General features: G+C 49.5%; 15 protein-coding genes. 6 read left to right on the forward strand and 9 right to left on the reverse strand.

Annotated elements, in window-relative coordinates; translation table 11 throughout:
- Window position 1: 1 nt before the first annotated feature.
- From AC3QL0_RS02055 to AC3QL0_RS02075, 5 genes are read right to left on the reverse strand one after another with little or no spacing between them, the layout of a single operon-like run.
- Complete coding sequence (locus tag AC3QL0_RS02055) at window positions 2-703, reverse strand: response regulator transcription factor (RefSeq protein ID WP_493009850.1); 702 nt, start codon at window positions 701-703, stop codon at window positions 2-4.
- Window position 704: 1 nt separating this feature from the next.
- Window positions 705-2,168, reverse strand: a complete 1,464-nt coding sequence (locus tag AC3QL0_RS02060; protein ID WP_493009851.1) for an ArnT family glycosyltransferase — start codon at window positions 2,166-2,168, stop codon at window positions 705-707.
- Window positions 2,152-3,177 carry a glycosyltransferase family 2 protein gene (locus AC3QL0_RS02065; RefSeq protein WP_493009852.1) on the reverse strand — a complete coding sequence of 342 codons (1,026 nt, stop codon included), beginning with the start codon at window positions 3,175-3,177 and terminating at the stop codon, window positions 2,152-2,154. Before AC3QL0_RS02065 ends, AC3QL0_RS02060 begins: the two co-directional genes overlap by 17 nt.
- On the reverse strand, window positions 3,161-3,613 hold the full coding sequence (locus AC3QL0_RS02070; protein ID WP_493009853.1) for a GtrA family protein: 453 nt from the start codon (window positions 3,611-3,613) through the stop codon (window positions 3,161-3,163). Before AC3QL0_RS02070 ends, AC3QL0_RS02065 begins: the two co-directional genes overlap by 17 nt.
- Window positions 3,507-5,438, reverse strand: coding sequence for an LTA synthase family protein (locus AC3QL0_RS02075; RefSeq protein WP_493009854.1), 1,932 nt, complete (start codon window positions 5,436-5,438; stop codon window positions 3,507-3,509). Before AC3QL0_RS02075 ends, AC3QL0_RS02070 begins: the two co-directional genes overlap by 107 nt.
- A 311-nt stretch (window positions 5,439-5,749) precedes the next feature.
- Here AC3QL0_RS02075 and gltX point away from each other — a divergent pair, with 311 nt between their 5' ends.
- From gltX to AC3QL0_RS02090, 3 genes are all read left to right on the forward strand, one after another.
- Complete coding sequence (gltX, locus tag AC3QL0_RS02080; RefSeq protein ID WP_493009855.1) at window positions 5,750-7,153, forward strand: glutamate--tRNA ligase; 1,404 nt, start codon at window positions 5,750-5,752, stop codon at window positions 7,151-7,153.
- A gap of 187 nt (window positions 7,154-7,340) precedes the next feature.
- Window positions 7,341-8,555: a sodium/glutamate symporter gene (gene gltS / locus AC3QL0_RS02085; protein WP_493009856.1), complete on the forward strand. Its 1,215-nt coding sequence runs from the start codon at window positions 7,341-7,343 to the stop codon at window positions 8,553-8,555.
- 134 nt (window positions 8,556-8,689) lie between these two features.
- A complete protein-coding gene (locus AC3QL0_RS02090; RefSeq protein WP_493009857.1) occupies window positions 8,690-10,957 on the forward strand; it encodes a FepA family TonB-dependent siderophore receptor in 2,268 nt (755 codons plus the stop codon).
- Between the two features lie 107 nt (window positions 10,958-11,064).
- Here AC3QL0_RS02090 and AC3QL0_RS02095 read toward each other — a convergent pair whose 3' ends face one another.
- Window positions 11,065-12,003, reverse strand: coding sequence for a LysR family transcriptional regulator (locus AC3QL0_RS02095; protein WP_493009858.1), 939 nt, complete (start codon window positions 12,001-12,003; stop codon window positions 11,065-11,067).
- 356 nt (window positions 12,004-12,359) lie between these two features.
- Between AC3QL0_RS02095 and AC3QL0_RS02100 the strand changes: the two genes are divergently transcribed.
- Window positions 12,360-13,196: a bifunctional allantoicase/(S)-ureidoglycine aminohydrolase gene (locus AC3QL0_RS02100; RefSeq protein ID WP_493009859.1), complete on the forward strand. Its 837-nt coding sequence runs from the start codon at window positions 12,360-12,362 to the stop codon at window positions 13,194-13,196.
- 75 nt (window positions 13,197-13,271) lie between these two features.
- Here AC3QL0_RS02100 and AC3QL0_RS02105 read toward each other — a convergent pair whose 3' ends face one another.
- On the reverse strand, window positions 13,272-14,360 hold the full coding sequence (locus tag AC3QL0_RS02105) for a metal-dependent hydrolase (protein WP_493009860.1): 1,089 nt from the start codon (window positions 14,358-14,360) through the stop codon (window positions 13,272-13,274).
- A gap of 156 nt (window positions 14,361-14,516) precedes the next feature.
- Here AC3QL0_RS02105 and trhO point away from each other — a divergent pair, with 156 nt between their 5' ends.
- Window positions 14,517-15,536: an oxygen-dependent tRNA uridine(34) hydroxylase TrhO gene (gene trhO, locus AC3QL0_RS02110; protein ID WP_493009861.1), complete on the forward strand. Its 1,020-nt coding sequence runs from the start codon at window positions 14,517-14,519 to the stop codon at window positions 15,534-15,536.
- Window positions 15,537-15,590: 54 nt separating this feature from the next.
- A complete protein-coding gene (locus tag AC3QL0_RS02115) occupies window positions 15,591-16,367 on the forward strand; it encodes a glutathione S-transferase (protein ID WP_493009862.1) in 777 nt (258 codons plus the stop codon).
- Window positions 16,368-16,902: 535 nt separating this feature from the next.
- On the opposite strand, the gene fabI is transcribed toward AC3QL0_RS02115, so the two are convergent.
- Together fabI and AC3QL0_RS02125 are read right to left on the reverse strand one after the other, a co-directional pair.
- Entirely contained in the window at window positions 16,903-17,688 is a 786-nt protein-coding gene (fabI, locus tag AC3QL0_RS02120) for an enoyl-ACP reductase FabI (protein ID WP_135862707.1), read from the reverse strand.
- Window positions 17,689-17,743: 55 nt separating this feature from the next.
- Window positions 17,744-19,090 (reverse strand): transglycosylase SLT domain-containing protein, encoded by a 1,347-nt coding sequence (locus AC3QL0_RS02125; protein WP_493009863.1) that lies wholly within the window; start codon window positions 19,088-19,090, stop codon window positions 17,744-17,746.
- Between the last annotated feature and the right edge of the window lie 4 nt (window positions 19,091-19,094).

A 19,094-nucleotide genomic window follows, 5' to 3' on the forward strand; every position in this document is an offset into this window, starting at 1 on the left:
GTTACTCAGCCGTGTGCAAAATGTAGCCCCGCCCGTGCAGTGTTTTCACTAGCGGCTGCTGGGTGAACTCGGTGAGCTGTTTACGTAGCGCATATACGTGTGTGCGTACCGTATGGTGTTCAGTGGCTCGGCCATCCCATACTTGCTCCACCAATTGTTCATGGGTGACCGGTCTGGGATAGGCACGTAATAGCACCTCAAAAATCTTCGCGCTGTAACCCGTTAACGTACCTACACGCTCTTTTTGCATAAACACTGTGTACGTATCGGGGTCAAAGCTGACGTCTTTAAAGTGCAGCAAGGGGTCTGATGATACTGTTCTACGACGGGCCAAAGCCTGTACACGTAGGCTAAGTTCTTTAAGGTCAAAGGGTTTGACCAGATAGTCATCTACGCCTGCATTAAACCCCTGAGTTTTGTCATCAATATGGTCTTTGGCTGTAATCAGGATGATGGGTGTGCAGCAACGTAAGTCGTGGCGTACCCGTTGGCTAATTTCAAAGCCGTTAATACCGGGTAGCATCACATCCAACACAATCACGTCATATTGGTTAGTGGCTAGCAGGTGTAACGCAGTGAGCCCATCCGAGGCAAAATCAGGAGAGTACTGCGATTCATCATTAAAGTATTCAAACAGATTTTCAGCCAGAGAAACATTGTCTTCAACGATCAACAAGCGGATTTTGCCAAAGTTTTGTGTCATATCAAGGTTGTGAACGCATAAATAACTGATAACGCTTGGAATAAGCAATAGCGGTGTAGGGCTGGTCTGTTATGGTTTTCAACGTTTGGGTATTGTCGTTCGCGATCACAACAAATCGAGGGGCAGCAGCTTTGTCGTTGCTGTTAAAGACTGCCGGATCTATTGATGCGGTGCGCTCCTGACTGTAAAACCTAGCGGAAAAGGTAGGTTTGCTTACGAAGTATAAGGTATCGCTAGGTGTGGCACGCGCTAAAAATGCTTGGACAATAGGGCGTTCAGTCTTGGTAATGGTGACATCCTGTAAGCTGAAGCCTGCCAACACGAGCCCGGCCATAGGGACTAATGCCGTAGAGGCCGTAACTATACGCTGGATAGGGCGGTTGATAGGAGGGCAGTAATACGCCGTCAAGATAGCCAGAGGGGCTAAACCAGGTAACAAATACGTCCATAAGATGTTGCCGGCTGCGGTAAAGAATATCGCGGGAAACAGCGCCAAAATAAACAGGTACAGGCTACAGGTAGGTAGCGACATAAAGGCGCGTAAACCATGTTTGTGCCACGCTTTAATCAGCAAGCACAGACTGAGTAATCCCCACGGGAAAGTAGCGGGGAACAGCGAAATCCAGATACTGCCTAACGGGGCTTTATGGGCTGTACCGTACAAGTCGCCTTGCCAGCCGGGCACCAAGAAACGGCTGATGTGCTCACCGATCAAAAAGTAATTCAGAAAGCCGGGTGTTTTGAGCTCAGCCAAGATATACCAAGGCAGGGACAGCGCACAAAACAGCAGTGTGCCACTTACCCATGGTAGGCGACGCAGTAGATTCAGCACAAAGCGACGTCTGAAGAAAGCCAGCAGCACTAAGGGGGTAAAGCAAAACACCAGTGCTAGCGGGCCTTTAGCGAGCATACCTATGCTCAGTCCCACAAAAAATGCCCAGCCCCATGCTTTAGACGGTTGCGTTGCTTGCTGTAGCAACGCCACCATGCTGAGGCTTAGCCCCACATTCAAATAAGGGTCAGTAAGTACGGCACCGGCATTGCTGAATGCCAAACACATGGTGTTGTAGATCACCGCAGCCAGTAGCGGCGTGTAAGACTGGGCGCGGGTAAGATGCGGTTGCAGCTGCATGAGGCAGCGTGTGCCATGCATAATCAGCGCGGTAATGGCGATATTTACTAACCATGAAGGTAGCCTGCCCGTAAACTCGTTGATGCCAAACACCTTGAACGACAAGGCTTGCGCCCAGAATGACAGGGGGGGTTTACCCCAAAAAGGGACATCTGGAGAAAACCACGGTGTAATCCAATCATTGCTTTGCGCCATGATTTGGGCGATAGCCGCATAGCGAGGTTCAGAGCTGTCGGCATACGGCAATGCCCACATGATTACTAACTGACTACACAGTGTAAACAGCAGAAGCGACCACAGTGTACGAGACACGCTGTTAGATGTGTGAGGCATGTTTATAGTCTTGTTGATAAGACGATAGCAGTGATGTGTCGGCGCCAATCACGCCTTTGATCAGGAATACAGGGCGTTGTTTGGTTTCTAAATAGGCTTTGCCCACGTAGTCACCCACCAAGCCCAAGGCACTCAATTGCAAGCCACTGAACATACCCAATAGCAAAATGCCTAAGGTCAGGGTGGTGACGGGTGTACCCATGTATAAATGCTCTACTAGTAGCCATACACCGGTGATCATGCTGCCGATGAAAATGAGCAAGCCACTGAGCAAAATTAAGCGTAATGGGGCGGACGAGAATGAGGTAATACCATCCAGCGCCAAGTTGCAAAGATGCAGGTAGTTCCACTTGCTTTGACCAGCAGGGCGTGGAGCACGGTCATACTCAATGACGTGAGTGTTAAAGCCCACCCATGCAAACAAGCCTTTGTTGTAGCGGTTGCGCTCCGGCAATTGCAAGATAGCGTCAATCACCTGTCTGGACATCAATCTGAAGTCGCCCGTATCAGCAGGAATACTAATGCTGCTCATGCGGTTCAGTAGGCGATAGTACAAGTGTGCGGTGCTGCGTTTTAGCCAAGAATCGCCCTGACGAGTACGACGTTTCATGGTGACTACATCGGCACCTGCTGCCCATGCTAATACCATGTCGGGGATCAGTTCAGGTGGGTCTTGCAAGTCGGCGTCCATCACAATGACGGCATCGCCTTTGCAATGTTCCAAACCAGCGCTTACTGCGGCTTCTTTACCAAAGTTACGGCTTAGAACAACGATGCGTAATGGCAGTCCTTGAGTGACGGCTTGGCGTAGCAGAGTAAGGCTGTTGTCTTGGCTGCCGTCATCCACAAACACGATTTCGTGACGTAAACCAGTGGTTTGCAAAATGGCCAACAAACGGGGAATCAATAGCGGCAGTACCGCTGCTTCGTTGTAGAGTGGGATCACTACGCTCAGCATTTTCGCTGATGATGTATGCAGTGTTCTCCAGGGTTCAGCAGGAGCGTTCATGAAAGATGATCCTCTGATAAGCAAATAAATTAAGTGTGGCAAGGCTGGCGCTTGTGAGCGCTTGTAGTAATAACGGGTGGAGCGTAGGTAGCAGTATGGTTAGCCCCTGAAAAATAAGTGAGTTCAATGCAATGTTGGTGCAGACCAGCAGCAGGTATCTCAGTACCGCTGAACGGTGGGCTCGCGTGCTGCGATACACCAAATGGTATTGACACATATAGTTCAGAACAGCACCGCTAATCGCTCCAATAAAGGTCGCCGTTTGGGCGGGAACCGAGTGCTGCAGCAAACCGTAAAACACACAGATATGCAGCAGCGTCGCGGTCACACTACTCAGCAGCGACGCTGAGAGGGTGGGAATAAGTGTTTTGAACATCGTTGGTAGTAGGTACGGTATAGCTACGAGAGTCATACATATAGGTAGGCCATAGCGCATAGGCTTTAGCGGTTTCCAGCGCTTGCTGGCGTGTTTCTACTACCTGATATTCAGCGGGGGCGGTATAGGTGAATTGGCGATGTTTTTTGCCAGGTTCCAATACCGTCAACAAGTCTTGATACAGGTAGCCAAAATTCTCGCCGTATTGCATGATGGCGCGTTGTACGGTCTGACGTTTGGTCAAATCTTGACCAATCATCGGGTGCACAATAGAGGCATCGGCTAACGATAACAACGTGACAGGCAAGTCGATTTGGCTGATGATGCGGTCGTCTTGTCTGGCGGCAATAGAGCCACCCAAAATCAATGCAGGAATATGGAAGTGGCGCAGTGGGATTGCATCGGCACCACCGACACGGGCGTCATGGTCAGCAGCCACCAAGAACACGGTGTTTTCCCAGTAACTTTCTTGTTTGGCGCGTTCAAAGAACTGGCCAATCGCCCAGTCGGCATAACGCACGGTATTTTGTACGCTAGCAGCTTCACCTTCAGGAGTGATGCGGCCGCTTGGGTATTCCCAAGGCGAGTGGTTGCTGACAGAAAAAGCCAAACATAGGGTAGGGGTGTCGTTAGCTTGGCTCAGAATGTCATGCACTTTATTGAACATGTCTTCGTCGCTAGCACCCCATGTGCCTACAAACGCAGGGTCTTTGAACTGAGCGCGTTCATGCAGCTCGTCAAAGCCGTTGCCCATGAAAAAGCCTTTCATGTTGTCAAAGTGCGCTTCGCCGCCATACACAAAGTGCGAACGGTATCCCAAGGGTTTTAAGCCTTGTGCCAAGGTGAAGAAGTTCTGTTGAGCACCGGAAAGACGCAGCACAGCATCGGAGGCAGAAGGGGGGAAGCCACATACCAGCGCTTCCAAACCACGAACTGAACGTGTGCCGGTGGCATAGGCTCTGCGGAAATTCCAACCTTCGGTAGACAGTTTGTCTAAATGCGGAGTGAGGTCTTGCCCGCCCAAGTTACCCACAAACTGGGCACCTAAGCTTTCTTCCACAATGATGACGATATTCAACGGTCTGGCGTGCGAGTGGTTAGCAATGTGCTGGTGCACGCTAGGCAGATTGGGATTGGTGCTTTGGATACCCGCTTGCTCCAGTACCAAGCGCTGCATGTCTGCAGTAGGTAAATCACCATACAGATCAGCCGCCGAACGCTCGTTTTTCAGGCTGTACAAGGCATAGGCCACGTTATAGGTGGAGTTTAGTGCCAAGCTATTCAACAAGCAGTCACCGCAATATGCAACGGTAGAAGGGTTCAGGGGGCGGTGACGCAGCGTGCCACGAATGGCCAAGAACGACACAGCAGCACCTGCCAAGCTTAAACCTAAGGCAACAGGCCAGCTAAACGATTGTGCTAAGGGGAAGGTGCGGCCAAACACGGCACTACCGGCATAACATAGGGCTGCCAATAAGACTAAGGCTCCGATCACGGGCAATTTATAACCTTGCCACAACATGCCAGCCACTTCTTTTGGGTGTTTCAGATAGTCGGTGTACAGACGGTTTGGACGTACATCGTATTCCAAGATGAATTGCATGCTGGATAACTCAGGCAAGAGCACGAGTAGCCATGTCACGCCTAGAAATACAGCGGTAACTTGCTGTGCCCACAGTACGTGGTTGAACCAAGGTGCAAACAGTAGGGGCAACGCCACGATAAAACCTACCGTAGTGGTATCAACGCGCAAACCACCTAGCATAATAGGCAGCAAACCGCCGGCGCTCTGAACCCGTTTGTGTTGCCAAAGACTCAGCAGCAGTCTGGAGAGACTTAGGCATACATAGGTGCTGATGCTGAAAAAGAGAATTTGCCAATACATAGTGTGAGCGACTCGTCTTGTGTGCTGAAGATGTCAGCGTAGTAAGGAGAATGTAGGCAAATTGTAGAAAGGCGCTTGGTAGTGATATATCAAGCAAATATCAAGATTTCATCAAGTTGAAGGTTGAAATAACATTGTCGAGTAACAAAGCGCGTAAATAAGTGGTTCTGTTTGAGCGAGTGATAGAGCTATGTGTGGCATACCACAACAAAAAAACACAGTGCCTAACGAGAATATGAATACTGGCTTAAAATACGGTGTAGTCAGACGCTACAGCGTCTGTATTTATTTGGAATTACGTTGAAATCGCTATGACCACCTCCACTGTTAGAACACGCTTTGCTCCTTCACCAACCGGCTTTTTGCACTTGGGCGGGGCGAGAACTGCTTTGTTTTCCTGGGCATTTGCACGCCATCACAAAGGTACTTTTGTGCTGCGTATTGAAGATACGGATCTGGAGCGTTCTACACCGGAGGCAGTGCAGGCCATTATTGATGGTATGAGCTGGTTGGGCATGCATGCCGATGAAGGCCCGTTCTACCAAATGCAGCGTATTGAGCGTTACCAAGAAATCATCGCGCAGATGCTAGAAAACGGTACGGCTTACTACTGCTACAGCACACCAGAAGAAGTAGAGGCCATGCGCGAGAAAGCGCGTGCGTTGGGCATGAAACCTCGTTACGACGGTACATGGCGTCCTGAAGCAGGCAAAACATTGCCGGCTATTCCTGCTGATCGCAAACCGGTAGTGCGTTTCAAATGCCCACAAGAAGGCGTAACAGCGTGGGACGACATGGTGAAAGGCCGCATCAGCTTCAGCAACTCTGAGCTGGATGATCTGATCATTGCGCGTCCTGATGGCACCCCTACGTACAACTTCTGCGTGGTGGTAGATGACTGGGATATGAACATTACTCACGTGATTCGCGGTGACGATCACGTGAATAACACGCCACGTCAGATCACTATCTTGCAAGCCTTGGGTGCAACGGTACCTGAGTACGGTCACGTGCCTATGATTTTGGGCCCAGATGGCGAGAAACTGTCCAAACGCCACGGTGCTGTGAACATCATGGATTACGACACCCAAGGTTACTTGCCTGACGCTATGGTGAACTACTTGGCACGTTTGGGTTGGAGCCACGGTGATAACGAACTGTTCAGCCGTGAGCAATTGATTGAGTGGTTTGATACGCGCAGCCTGAGCCGTTCCGCATCACAGTGGGATCCTAAGAAACTGAACTGGGTGAACGCACATTACATCAAGCAAACCGATAACGACGCGTTGGCTGCTGTGGTGGCTCCACGTGTGTTGAAGCTGGATCCAGCGGCTAACGTTAACCAGTTGCCAGCCGTATTGGCCCTGATTAAAGACCGTGCTGAAACCTTGAATGATTTGGCTGAAGGTGCATTGTTGTTCTGCAGCGCGTTTACGCCAGCGCCAGCCGAGTTGCAAGCTGAAGCGCTGACCGAAGAGTCCCGCGCTGTGTTGGCGACCTTTGCTGAAAAGGCGGTGGCGTTGACAGAGTGGAATACCGAAGCCTTGGCTCAGGTCATCAAAGACACACTAGAAGCCCACGGCATCAAAATGCCTAAACTGGGTATTCCGCTGCGCGTGGCCGTAACAGGTCGCAAACAAACCCCAGCGATTGATGCTGTATTGGCCTTGTTAGGACGTGAGCAAGTTCTGGCACGTTTGGCGCAAGCTGTATAAAAACGTCGCTTTTTTGCCTGTGAGGGCAAAACACAAAACCCCATCTTTACTAACAAAGATGGGGTTTTTGTTTGTAGGACCAACAAAGATTGTCATCAGCAAATAATCAGCAGATTGAAACGTATAACTTGGTGGTAGCATAGCGCGACCTAACTAACTGCCTGTTATCACCAAGGAGTTTCGTGCAATGCAGGTCGATTCTTTTCAAAGCTTTACGCTGACAATTTTGTTGCTGTTTATTGGTAAGGGATTGGTAGCCCGCATCAATTTTTTGCGTGCCTACAGTATTCCTGAGTCCTTGGTGGGTGGGTTGTTGTGTGCTGTGACGACATGCGTCATTTTTTATGGTTTGGGGCTCACCATAGATTTTGATTTACGCCTGCGCGACGTGCTGTTGCTGTATTTCTTTGCGGGTATTGGCCTAAATACCGATATACGTTCGTTGGCCAGTGGTGGCAGGCCGTTAGCGATACTGACAGGGCTATCGGTCTGCTTCATGGTGCTGCAGAACATGACAGGCATGGGCTTAGCGCAAGTCTTTGGTTTGGATCCGCGTGCAGGACTGATGCTGGGCTCTATTTCGCTGACTGGTGGAGTGGCCACCACCTTGTCGTGGACGGAGTACTTTACCGATAACCTAGGCATTGCCAATGCTAAAGAGCTGGGCTTGGCGGCGAATACCATAGGCTTGATTGCTGCATGTGTGATTGGTGGTCCTATTGCTGCGGCCTTGATTGGCAAATATAAGCTCACTCCTTCCGAGAGCATAGAGTTGGAAGTGGGTAGCATGCACAAAGAGGAAAAAGTCGCCCGTATCGACTATTACGGTGTGTTGATGGCCTTGTTCTGGTTGAACATGGCATTGATTGTGGGTGGTTTCATCAACCAAGGCTTGGCGCAAAGCCCCGTGGTGCTGCCTGAGTTTGTAGGGTGTTTGGTGGCCGGTATTGTGATTCGGGCCATAGGCACGTTAAGCACATTAGAGCGTCAAGGCAGAATGTGGCGATGGCCCATTATGCAGCCTGGTTTGGCGCTTATCTCTGACATTTGTTTGGGTGGTTTCATCACCATGGCATTGATGGGGCTACAGTTGTGGACGCTACAACCAGTGTTGGGTTTTATGCTGGTATGTATGCTGATTCAAGTAGCCTTGGTTGTGCTGTTTATCTTCGTGGTGGTCTTTCGTGTCATGGGTAAAGACTACGAGTCTGCAGTGATGTGCGCAGGCTTTGGTGGGATTACTTTAGGCTCTACCGCAACGGCGATTGCCAACATGACTGCGGTAACACAGCAGTATGGTGCTGCCCACAAAGCCTTCATTGTGGTGCCACTGGTGTGTGGGTTTTTCATCGACTTAGCAAATGCACTGGTGATTGGTGTAATGGTGAACCTCACGCCATAATCTAAATGAGAACTGTTGCTTTTATCAGCCAAATAGTGGGTTTTAGGTAGTTATACTCTCTATAATATCCGTAATAGGAATTACTATCATTAACATTCAGTTGATGTGCTGTAGTTTTTATTACGGAAAATATCGTGACGTTCAAATCAAATCAGACGTTAGGCGGGGTAATAGCAGCTTTATCTTGCTTAAGCGTGGCAGCCCCTGTGTTGGCTCAGCCGGTGCAGCAGTTGGAAAGCATTAAGGTGCTAAGCACCGCCGAAGAAGAATTAAAAGAGTCTCTAGGCGTTTCCATTATTACCTCCGAAGATATAGAGAAAAATCCATCCGTGACGGATTTGACCGATATCTTGCGTAAAGAACCCGGCGTGAACTTAACCGGCAGTGCCAATTCTGGTATGCGCGGTAATCGCCGACAAATTGATATACGTGGCATGGGCCCCGATAACACCATGGTGTTGATCGACGGAAAACCAGCCACATCACGCAATGCATCACGCCAAGGTTGGACCGGCGAGCGAGATACTGACGGCGATACTGGTTGGGTACCACCCGAAGCGATTGAGCGTGTAGAAGTATTGCGCGGCCCAGCGGCGGCGCGTTATGGCTCTGGTGCGATGGGTGGTGTGGTGAACATCATCACCAAACGCCCTACGGATGAGTTCCATGGTTCGGTGACAGCATTTAGGCAGATACAAGAAGACGGTAAAGAGGGTGATAACTGGCGTACCAACTTCAATTTGTCAGGCCCTATCAGCGACCGCCTCGGGTTTAGGGTGTATGGGGGCTATAGCAAGACTCAACCTGACGCCATAGACATTAATAAAGGCCATGCACCTGAGAAGAACGGTTTCGTGGATGCTTCCGGCAAAACAGGTGTGCGTGATAAATATATTAATGGTTTATTGGCGTTAGATCTTACATCAGAGCAGCGCCTAGAGCTGAGTTTTGGTAGCAGTAGAAAAAGTGACCTGTATTCGGGAGATACGCAAAACACCATCGGTAGCAGTACCGAAAATGGTGGGAACTTTATCCCTGCTTCAGAGCTTTTTAATTCCGAAACTACCATTGTCTATCGTAATACGGTGGGCTTAAGCCATCATGGCGACTGGTCATGGGGTACTTCGCGTTTAGAGGCCAGCTATAGCTACACGCGTAATAACCGAGGCACTGAGGGTTTGTTTGGTGGGCCTGAAGGAGCATTCTTGTCAGGACAAGGTACGTCTGGCCAAGACTTGCGCTACAACAGCGTACTCAAAGAGTCACGATTAGACGGCGAGGTGAATATCCCATTCATGGCTGGTGGCATGGATCAAATGCTAACAGTGGGAGGCGAGCTTTTACATGAATCGTTGAATGATCCAGGTAGCTTGCGTTCGTTGATGGTGGGAGGAAATAGTTGGGAGCCATCTGGCCTTGCTGGGCGTAATGGTAAAACGAAAACCACGTATACCAGTGGTGCGCTGTATGTAGAAAACAATATGCGTATCAGCCCTGATTTCACGCTGATTCCCACCATACGTTTTAATCAGCACGAAGAGTTCGGTTTCAACGTAAGCCCAGGTTTAACAGCTTCTTACGCATTGGGTGATTTCTGGTCGGTAAAAGGGGGTATAGCTCGTGCCTATAAAGCACCTAGCATGTACCAATCTAATCCAAATTACTTGTTGTACAGCCAAGGTATTGGTTGCCGGCCTGGCTACTCTACTGGTGGTTGCTACTTGCAGGGTAATGATGACCTGAAAAGCGAAACCAGCATCAACAAAGAAATTGGTATTGCCTACGATGACGGTGAGTTAAGCACTAGCTTGACCTATTTCCGCAATGATTACAAAAACAAAATCATGGCTGGGGTAGAGTCTTATGGCACGGTCACCAACGGTCGTGGCCCTGCAGATATTTTGAAATGGGAAAATACGCCTAAAGCGGTAGTGTCTGGCTTGGAAGGTAATCTGTCCATGCCGCTAAGCGATACAGTAGATTGGAACACCAACTTTACTTATATGTTGGAATCCAAAGACAAAACCTACAATCAGCCGTTAAGTATTATTCCTAAGTACACCGTGAACAGCTATGTACGTTGGATGCCTACTGAAAAACTTACCTTACAAGCTAATGTGACATGGTATGGCAAACAAGAGGCTGCCGACTTTGATATCCGTAAAGGCACAGACGTGTCTGGCCCATCGCTGAATCCTTACGCATTGGTAGGCTTTAGCGCCGGTTACGAAATCAGCAAAAACGTGTATGTGAAAGCCGGTGTGAACAACTTCTTTGATAAGAAACTGTATCGTTATGGCTTAAGTAATGGTAACCAAGCATCGGTGACTAACAGTGCTGGTGCTCGTACGTACAATGAGCATGGTCGTTCCTTATTTATCGATGTACGTGCTTCGTTCTAAATAAGCAGCATACAAATCAAAAATGCCCAGACGACACTACTGTCATCTGGGCATTTTTTGATCAACTATGTTGAAAGCTAAGTGCTAACAGGCTTAGCACTAGACATTCACGCGTTGTCCTCAAACTTATGCACAGCCTCGGGGGACAATATTTCTGCGTTGGCATTGATTTCCTCAGGGCTGAGTACGGCAATCAATACTTGTGCCAATGCTTTAATCATGGGGTCGGTATTAGGCCGATGCAAAATCGCCAATTCAAAGGCATCAATACTGGGTAGCCCTTGAGCGGCGCCCAGCTCTATGTGCTGACTGGTGACAGCGCGGCGCGGCAATAAGCTGATGCCCATACCGTGCGCAACAGCGCCTTGGATGCCGCTCAAACTAGAGCTAGTAAAACTGATGCGCCAGCGGCGACCTAAGGACTCTACTGCACTGATAATTTCCTCTCGGTATACCCCTCGATGTGGGAAAGTAACGAGTGGAATGGGATCTAGGTGAAATACGGGGTGGGAGGCACTGTCTACCCATGCCGTATGCTCGGGCAGTAGAGCCACTGCAGCACGGTTATGGTGGCGCTGCTTAATCAGAATAAGGTCCAGATCACCTTGGTCGTAATCTAAAAGCAAGTCACGGCTTAGCCCACTGGTGACTTCTAAACGTACTTGTGGGTAGCGTCGGTTAAACGAGGCCAACGCTTGCATAGTACGGCCACTGGCAAAATCTTCTGGCACGCCTAAACGTGCTGTCACCGTAATTTGTGCGCCTGACAGTGCCTCTGACATTTGATCATTGAGCATCAGCATTTGTCGGGCATAGCCTAGCAAGGTTTGCCCCATCTCAGTGGTGGCTATGCCTTGGTTATTGCGTTCTAGTAGGCGGTGTCCGGCTTGTTCTTCTAAGCGCCTAATCTTTTGGCTGACTGTGGATTGGGTAGAGTGCAGGCGGGTAGCGGCACTGGTAAAGCTGCCACATTCTACGACGGCCAACAGGGCACGCAATAAATCTAGGTCGTACAACAGTCTATTTGTTTTATCACTGCTCATCATCGTTGTAGTGGGATTCTAAATTGATAGGTGTGCGGCTTACATGCATGCGTGTTACGGTAATTACGTAAAGTGGACGCCGTGCTGATGATAAAGAAATCTATGCAATAACAGTAGGATAGCTGGATACTAAAAAGCGGCATGCATATCAGGTTTGTGCAAATAGTAGCTCACTATCATTCATTTAATAAATGAATACACTAAATTAAAACATTTAATTTGCTAATGAATGAGCCTGCCAGTAAGGTATAAGAGTCCCCGCGCATTGCAGCGACGGCGTAAAAAATGCCGCTACGGCAGGCTTTCCTCGTCCTACACAACGCGACAGGCGTTTCTACTGAATCTCTATCGGAATCGTTATGTCCAAAGTCAATTACTATGCCCCCGCAGGTGGTCATCCGCCGCAGACACAACTGCTGACTGACCGTGCCATGTTCACCGAGGCTTATGCCATCTTGCCTAAAGGTGTATTGCAAGACATCGTGACCAGTTACTTGCCTTCGTGGGAAAAAACCCGCTTGTGGGTACTGGCTCGTCCACTGTCCGGCTTTGCTGAAACTTTCTCGCAATACATTGTGGAAGTTAGCCCAGGCGGCGGTAGTAACGATCCTGAATCCAACCCAGAAGCTGAAGGTGTGGTGTTTGTGGTTGCAGGCCAGTTGGAGCTCGAACTGAACGGCGAGAAACACACGATGGACGAAGGTGGTTACGCCTTTATTCCTCCTGCCAGCAAATGGAAACTGCACAACCGCACCAATGCGTTGGCAAGCTTCCACTGGATTCGCAAGCGCTACCAAGAGGTAGAAGGCGTGCCACATCCAAAAGCTTTTGTGACTAATGAAAAAGACATCACTCCTATCGTGATGCCTGACACCGAAGGCCGTTGGAGTACTACACGTTTTGCTGACATGTCTGACATGAGTCACGACATGCACGTGAACATCGTGAACTTTGAACCCGGTGGCGTGATTCCTTTTGCGGAAACGCACGTGATGGAGCACGGTCTGTACGTGTTGGAAGGTAAAGCGGTGTACCGTCTAAACCAAGACTGGGTAGAAGTAGAAGCAGGCGATTTTATGTGGTTACGCGCATTCTGCCCACAAGCATGTTATGCCGGTGGCCCTGGTCGCTTCCGCTACTTGCTGTACAAAGATGTGAACCGTCATGCCAACCTGACCATTGGCGGTACACGTTAAGTAGTATTGATTCTCCGTGTCAAAAAAGCCTGAGTTCTGTGTATACAGACTCAGGCTTTTTTGCGGCGTAGCACCTTAGTGAGGTACGGTGTTTTCAGATAGCTGCGCGTGATACGGCTCTAACCGCATACCTATGGTTTTAGCCCAGTCAGCAAGGGGTAGCGGCGTTGTTGAGCGTAGTACGCGATTCATACCTGCTTTGATCAGTCCAAAATTATGCCAACCCCCAAATTTGTAGGGGGTGACTTCACGCCAGTTTTGTTGATCATCTTGTTCACCCACTACAAAGCGGAATGAATAGTTGCCAGAGCCTGCTCCCATACGCAGGTCGCTAACAATAAGCAGATCGTCTTGCACATCAAAACGTACCCAATCACCACTGAACCAGCGTAAGCGTTGCAGCGAAGCGGCCGTAGGAAGGCTATCAGCTAAGTGATGGTTATTGGCAGCGCAAAAATATTCTGATTCGGTGGTGTCTAGCAAACCAGTAATAACCTCGCAGTCTACGCCGGCATCTGTACGTACGATGGAGCGCCATAACAAGGTGGTGAATAGCTCTGGTGTCGTGAAACTGGCGGTAGGGGTGTAGCCTAATTGTTGAACTCTAGCTTGGGCTTGGGTATCCACATGATGCTGTATAGCTACGGTTAAGGCTAAATAAGCCGTGCTTAATCCTAAGGCCCAATGACATGTTTTGATGACGCCACTGCGCCCACCCCAGCCCAATAGCAGCAGCGTGGCTACCAACAGTGGCAGGGTGTAGACCGGATCAATAATAAAAATACTGGCCCACGATTGCGGTATAGGTTCTAGCGGCCACAGCAATTGCGTGCCGTAACTGGTGAAGGCATCCAGCAAGGGGTGCGTGATTAACGTGAGCCACAGCGCTAAGAACAGTCGGCTAGCCCCGTATCTCGGGTCGGGGCGCATCAGTCGCCACAAGCAGGTTATTAGCAGTGCTAACCCTGTGAGCACGAACAGCGAATGTGAGAACCCACGATGGCTGGTCATCGCCAAAATGGGGTCCTGATAACGCATGACTACGTCTAGATCAGGCAGTGTGGCCAACACGGCACCAGCAATAGCAGCTTTACGACCGTGATAACGACCAATGATACTGCCACAAATGCTGGCACCCAGAACGGCTTGGGTAAGAGAATCCATAAACAACGCGGGGTATAATAAACAACAATGAGTGAGTATCCACCTTGGTCTATTGTACGGGCCTTTTCTTGCGCTAACGCAAAGAGCCTGCAGTTTTACTGACATTGGCAGGGTGGATAACGTTATGATTCTAATTTCTTCTTCCTGCCGAGTACCATGGCCAAATATCTTGTTGCTGCCCTCTACCATTTTGCTGAGCTAGACGATTATGTCAGTTTGCGTCAGCCGCTCTATGACTTCTGTGCTGAGCGTCAGATCATTGGTACGCTGTTGCTAGCCCGAGAGGGGATCAACGGTACTATTGCTGGCCCTGAGCAAGGCATCAAGGAAGTGCTGGCGTATTTGCGTTCCGATCCACGCTTGGCCAAGTTGGTGCACAAAGAGTCGTGGGCTGACAGCATGCCGTTTTACCGTTTGAAGGTAAAACTGAAAAAAGAAATCGTGACTTTAGGTGTGCCTGACCTGAAAACCGCTGAAATGGTGGGTCAATACGTAGCGCCTGAAGATTGGAATGCGCTGATCGAATCTCCTGATGTCGTGTTAATCGATACTCGTAACGACTACGAAGTGGGTATTGGTACCTTCAAAAACGCGATCAACCCCAAGACCGATAGTTTCTCAGAGTTTCCTGAATGGGTAGCTGAGCAACGTAAAGAAGGCGGTGTGTTGGCTGGTAACCCTCGTGTGGCTATGTTCTGCACAGGCGGTATACGCTGTGAGAAATCCACTGCCTTTATGCGCTCCCAAGGTTTTGAAGACGTCTATCACTTGCAAGGCGGCATTCTAAAATACCTGGAAGATATCACCGAAGACAAAAGTTTGTGGGATGGTGAGTGCTTTGTGTTCGACGAGCGCGTTTCGGTAGGGCACGGCTTACGCCAAGGAGATTACTCGTTCTGCCGTGCGTGCCGTATGCCACTCAGCGAAGCTGATCGTCACGACGAACAGTACGAAGAAGGCGTTAGCTGCCGTCATTGCCATGACAGCCTAGACCCAGAAAAAGTTGAACGTTTACGTGAACGTCAAAAACAAGCGCAATTGGCGCAAGAACGTCGTTCACGTCATATCGGCGCTCCGTTAAGTGAGCTGCGCGAGAAAAAGCATGCGTGGAGACAAGAACTGGCCGAGCGTTCGCGTTTGGCTCAAGAAAAAGCTGAGGCAGAGCGTAATAATTAAAGTACGTATTCACCTACAGCTATAGGCGCTGCGCAGGCGCTATGGTAAAACCGGATGAGCATATCTTATGCCATCCGGTTTTCTTTTGCGGGTAAGCCACCACGACAGTCGTACTTGGATGTGCTGACATACCACGCCGCGCTAGCTGTTTTTGGAGTAATTGTGAGTTTGCCGATTTTGTATTCTTTCCGACGTTGTCCCTATGCCATGCGTGCACGTTTGGCATGGGCTGCTAGTGGATTGCAGTGTGAACTACGCGAAGTAGTACTGCGCGACAAACCACAGGCATTGCGTGATGCGTCTCCCAAAGCAACCGTACCTGTGCTGGTGTTACCCACAGGGCAAATCATCGACGAAAGCCTTGATGTGATGTATTGGGCACTGGGGCAGCAAGATCCTGAGGGTTTATTGCAGTCAGCACACGAAAACACCATCAAAGAACTAGTACGTGCTAACGATGGCCCTTTTAAAAAAGCGCTAGATCGCTATAAATATCCACAGCGTCACGAAGCTGAACATGGTGAGCGTAGTGCAGAAAGTTATGCACAAGAGCAACGTGAGCTCGCCATGCAGCACATTGCCAATTTAGAGGTACGTCTGCAATCTCATACCTACTTATTGGGTGAGAACATCAGCCTAGCAGATCTGGCATTAGCCCCTTTTGTGCGTCAATTCGCACATACCGATGAGCAATGGTTTGCCGCTCAGCCCGTACCAGCAGTACAGCGTTGGCTGGCTGCATTTATTGCATCGCCTAGGTTAGAGAGGGTGATGAATAAGTATGAGCAGTGGCAAGAAGGGCAAGAGCCGGTGATGTTTCCACCGGCTTAAAGAGCGAATGTATTCAACAAATAGCCCTGCAGTTCCCCGGCATGTGCGATGAATGCAGCATCAACATACTCACCGCTGGCTGCAGTAGCTAGCACTGCGAAAAGTATTTTTTAATTTGTACACCAAATAAAAAAATACTTTCCTCCGTTTTCCCTCCGTCGCTTGCCATGGTTTTTGGTTTAGTAGCAGTTGAGGGTGTATGGTTCTTCTGCGGTTGTCCCGCATATGCAATATCTGTAGCAGTTACAGAGCAACAATTAATAAAGAGGCTGCTAAAGAAAGGGCAGTAAACCTAGCCATACTTAGAACATTCGGGGGGACGGAGAGGAAACTTTTTTGATTTGGTGTACAAATCACAAAAAGTATTCCTGCAGTTCCCCGGCGCGTGCGATGAATACAGCCGTCAGCAGCTAACCCTATACGCAAACAATAACTCGCCACAAACAACAAACCCCTAGCAAAAGCCAGGGGTTTGATCGCGGTCTCCACCTAAGCCTGCATCAGCAGGCAGTAGGCGAGGAATAGGCTATTAACCTTACTCCACCATACCTGCAGCTACGCACGAGAAACCACCATCAACGTGAGTGATCTCGCCAGTAATACCAGCAGCTAGGTCAGACAACATAAAGGCAGCTACGTTACCAACGTCTTCAATGGTCACGTTACGGCGGATTGGTGTCACGCTTTCAACGTATTTCAACAACATAGAGAAGTCTTTGATACCGCTTGCAGCCAATGTTTTGATTGGGCCAGCAGAAATACCGTTAGCACGAATACCGCGTGGACCCAATGCAGCAGCCAAGTAACGTACGCTAGCTTCCAAAGAAGCTTTAGCCAGACCCATGGTGTTGTAGTTAGGTACAGCACGCTCAGCGCCCAAGTAAGTCAGTGTCAGTACGGAACCTTGACGACCTTCCATCAGTGGCAAAGCTGCTTTGGCCAATGCTGGGAAACTGTAGGAGGAAATGTCGTGAGCAATTTTGAATGCTTCACGAGACAAGCCTTCCAAGAAGTCACCCGCAATCGCTTCGCGCGGCGCAAAGCCAATAGAGTGCACCAGACCATCCAAACCGTCCCAGTGGGTACCCAGAGTGGCGATCGCATCGTCGATTTGCTGATCTTCAGCTACATCCAGAGGGATAACGATGTTGCTGCCTAATTCGCTGGCGAATTCTTCCACACGCTCTTTAAAACGCTCGCCCACATAAGTAAGAGCAATTTCTGCACCTTGCTGATGACAGGCTTGGGCGATGCCATAAGCAATGGAGCGATTGGAAATTACGCCGGTGATAAGAATGCGTTTGCCGGTGAGGAAACCCATGCTGAATAGTCCTTTCTTCTCTAAAAAATAACGTGCCAATTTACCAGAACGCAACTCAAGACGGTACGCGTAGCTGACTGCCTGGCTGTATATTGTTGTTGCGTAGTTTATTCAGTTTTTTCAGCTCTGAAACAGAAGTGTTGTATTTACGAGCAATGGCGAAGAGTGTATCGCCTTTTCGTACGCGGTAGTTACGAACCACAGCACGACTGGCTGCAGCACGTGGTTGTTGTGCCTGAGCTGCCAAGGTGGCTTGGGCGGTGACCGGTGCGCCTTGCGCTGTCATGGTGATACGGGCATCCGTAGCATCAATAGGTAGCAACAATTGTGCACTAGCAACGGTTTGTTTGGCGTTTAAGCCGTTTAATGACCGTAGTTCAGCCACTGAAATGCCATGATCTTTGGCAATAGAAGCGAAAGACTCGCCGCGTTGAGGCTGGTACACCTTCCAGTTACTGAGCTTGCCGGTATACGCCGCTAAGTTGCGTTTGAAGGTTTCTACTTTTTCAGTGGGCAGCAGCAATGTGTTGTTGGTCGCTGGTATTACCGGGCGATTGTGTGCGGGATTCAGCATACGCAGTTCATCCACACTCATTTCAGCCAATTGTGCAGCAACCGTCATGTCTATATCACCGTTACGGGGAACCGAGGTGAAATAGGGTTCATTGCTGATGGGGGGAAGTGTAATGCCGTAGCGCTTGGGATCAGTGATGATGTTTTTCAGCGCTTGCAACTTAGGTAAGTAGTTGCGAGTTTCTTCTGGCATGGTGAGCGATTGATAATCGCCCGGTAGGTTTTGGCTTTCGTTGCGAGCAATAGCGCGTTTTACAGAGCCTTCACCCCAGTTGTAAGAGGCCAAAGCCAAATACCAGTCGCCTTGGAATTCGTACAGATAACTTAAATAGGTGAGCGCGGCATCGGTAGAGGCTATAGGATCACGGCGCTGATCCATCCACCAGTTTTGCTCTAGGTTGTAGTACTTGCCTGTGCTTGGAATAAACTGCCACAGACCAGAGGCATGAGCACGAGAGTACGCATCGGGGTTATAGGCGCTTTCTACAAAAGGCAGCAACGCCAGTTCTGTAGGTAGACCGCGTGCTTCAATTTCATCCACGATATGGAAGAGGTATTTGCTCGCGCGTTGGCTCATTACCAATAACGATTGTGGGCGGGACGCGTAGTAGTCAGTCCAGTAATCCACTAGATCGCTGTTTAAGTTGGGGATGGAGTAGCCCCTACGAATGCGATCCCACATGTCGCGTGGTGGGTGGGTGAGGTCAATGGTGCGCGATGTATCAGCGGCGATGATCGGACCATCATTTTTTTGCACGTGTTGTTGCTGGCTAGCGCAACCAGCAAGCACCATCAGCATACATACGGTAAATAGACGAATTATTCTCATGGGC

The organism is Paenalcaligenes sp. GW821-LYS-B07-1 (assembly GCF_058803365.1).

Bases quoted from the DNA above. Each gene is read 5' to 3' on its own strand.
- AC3QL0_RS02055 (WP_493009850.1), bottom strand. From the start codon at position 703: ATGACACAAAACTTTGGCAAAATCCGCTTGTTGATCGTTGAAGACAAT.
- AC3QL0_RS02060 (WP_493009851.1), bottom strand. From the start codon at position 2,168: ATGCCTCACACATCTAACAGCGTGTCTCGTACACTGTGGTCGCTTCTG.
- AC3QL0_RS02065 (WP_493009852.1), bottom strand. From the start codon at position 3,177: ATGAACGCTCCTGCTGAACCCTGGAGAACACTGCATACATCATCAGCG.
- AC3QL0_RS02070 (WP_493009853.1), bottom strand. From the start codon at position 3,613: ATGCGCTATGGCCTACCTATATGTATGACTCTCGTAGCTATACCGTAC.
- AC3QL0_RS02075 (WP_493009854.1), bottom strand. From the start codon at position 5,438: ATGTATTGGCAAATTCTCTTTTTCAGCATCAGCACCTATGTATGCCTA.
- gltX (WP_493009855.1), top strand. From the start codon at position 5,750: ATGACCACCTCCACTGTTAGAACACGCTTTGCTCCTTCACCAACCGGC.
- gltS (WP_493009856.1), top strand. From the start codon at position 7,341: ATGCAGGTCGATTCTTTTCAAAGCTTTACGCTGACAATTTTGTTGCTG.
- AC3QL0_RS02095 (WP_493009858.1), bottom strand. From the start codon at position 12,003: ATGATGAGCAGTGATAAAACAAATAGACTGTTGTACGACCTAGATTTA.
- AC3QL0_RS02100 (WP_493009859.1), top strand. From the start codon at position 12,360: ATGTCCAAAGTCAATTACTATGCCCCCGCAGGTGGTCATCCGCCGCAG.
- AC3QL0_RS02105 (WP_493009860.1), bottom strand. From the start codon at position 14,360: ATGGATTCTCTTACCCAAGCCGTTCTGGGTGCCAGCATTTGTGGCAGT.
- trhO (WP_493009861.1), top strand. From the start codon at position 14,517: ATGGCCAAATATCTTGTTGCTGCCCTCTACCATTTTGCTGAGCTAGAC.
- AC3QL0_RS02115 (WP_493009862.1), top strand. From the start codon at position 15,591: ATGAGCATATCTTATGCCATCCGGTTTTCTTTTGCGGGTAAGCCACCA.
- fabI (WP_135862707.1), bottom strand. From the start codon at position 17,688: ATGGGTTTCCTCACCGGCAAACGCATTCTTATCACCGGCGTAATTTCC.
- AC3QL0_RS02125 (WP_493009863.1), bottom strand. From the start codon at position 19,090: ATGAGAATAATTCGTCTATTTACCGTATGTATGCTGATGGTGCTTGCT.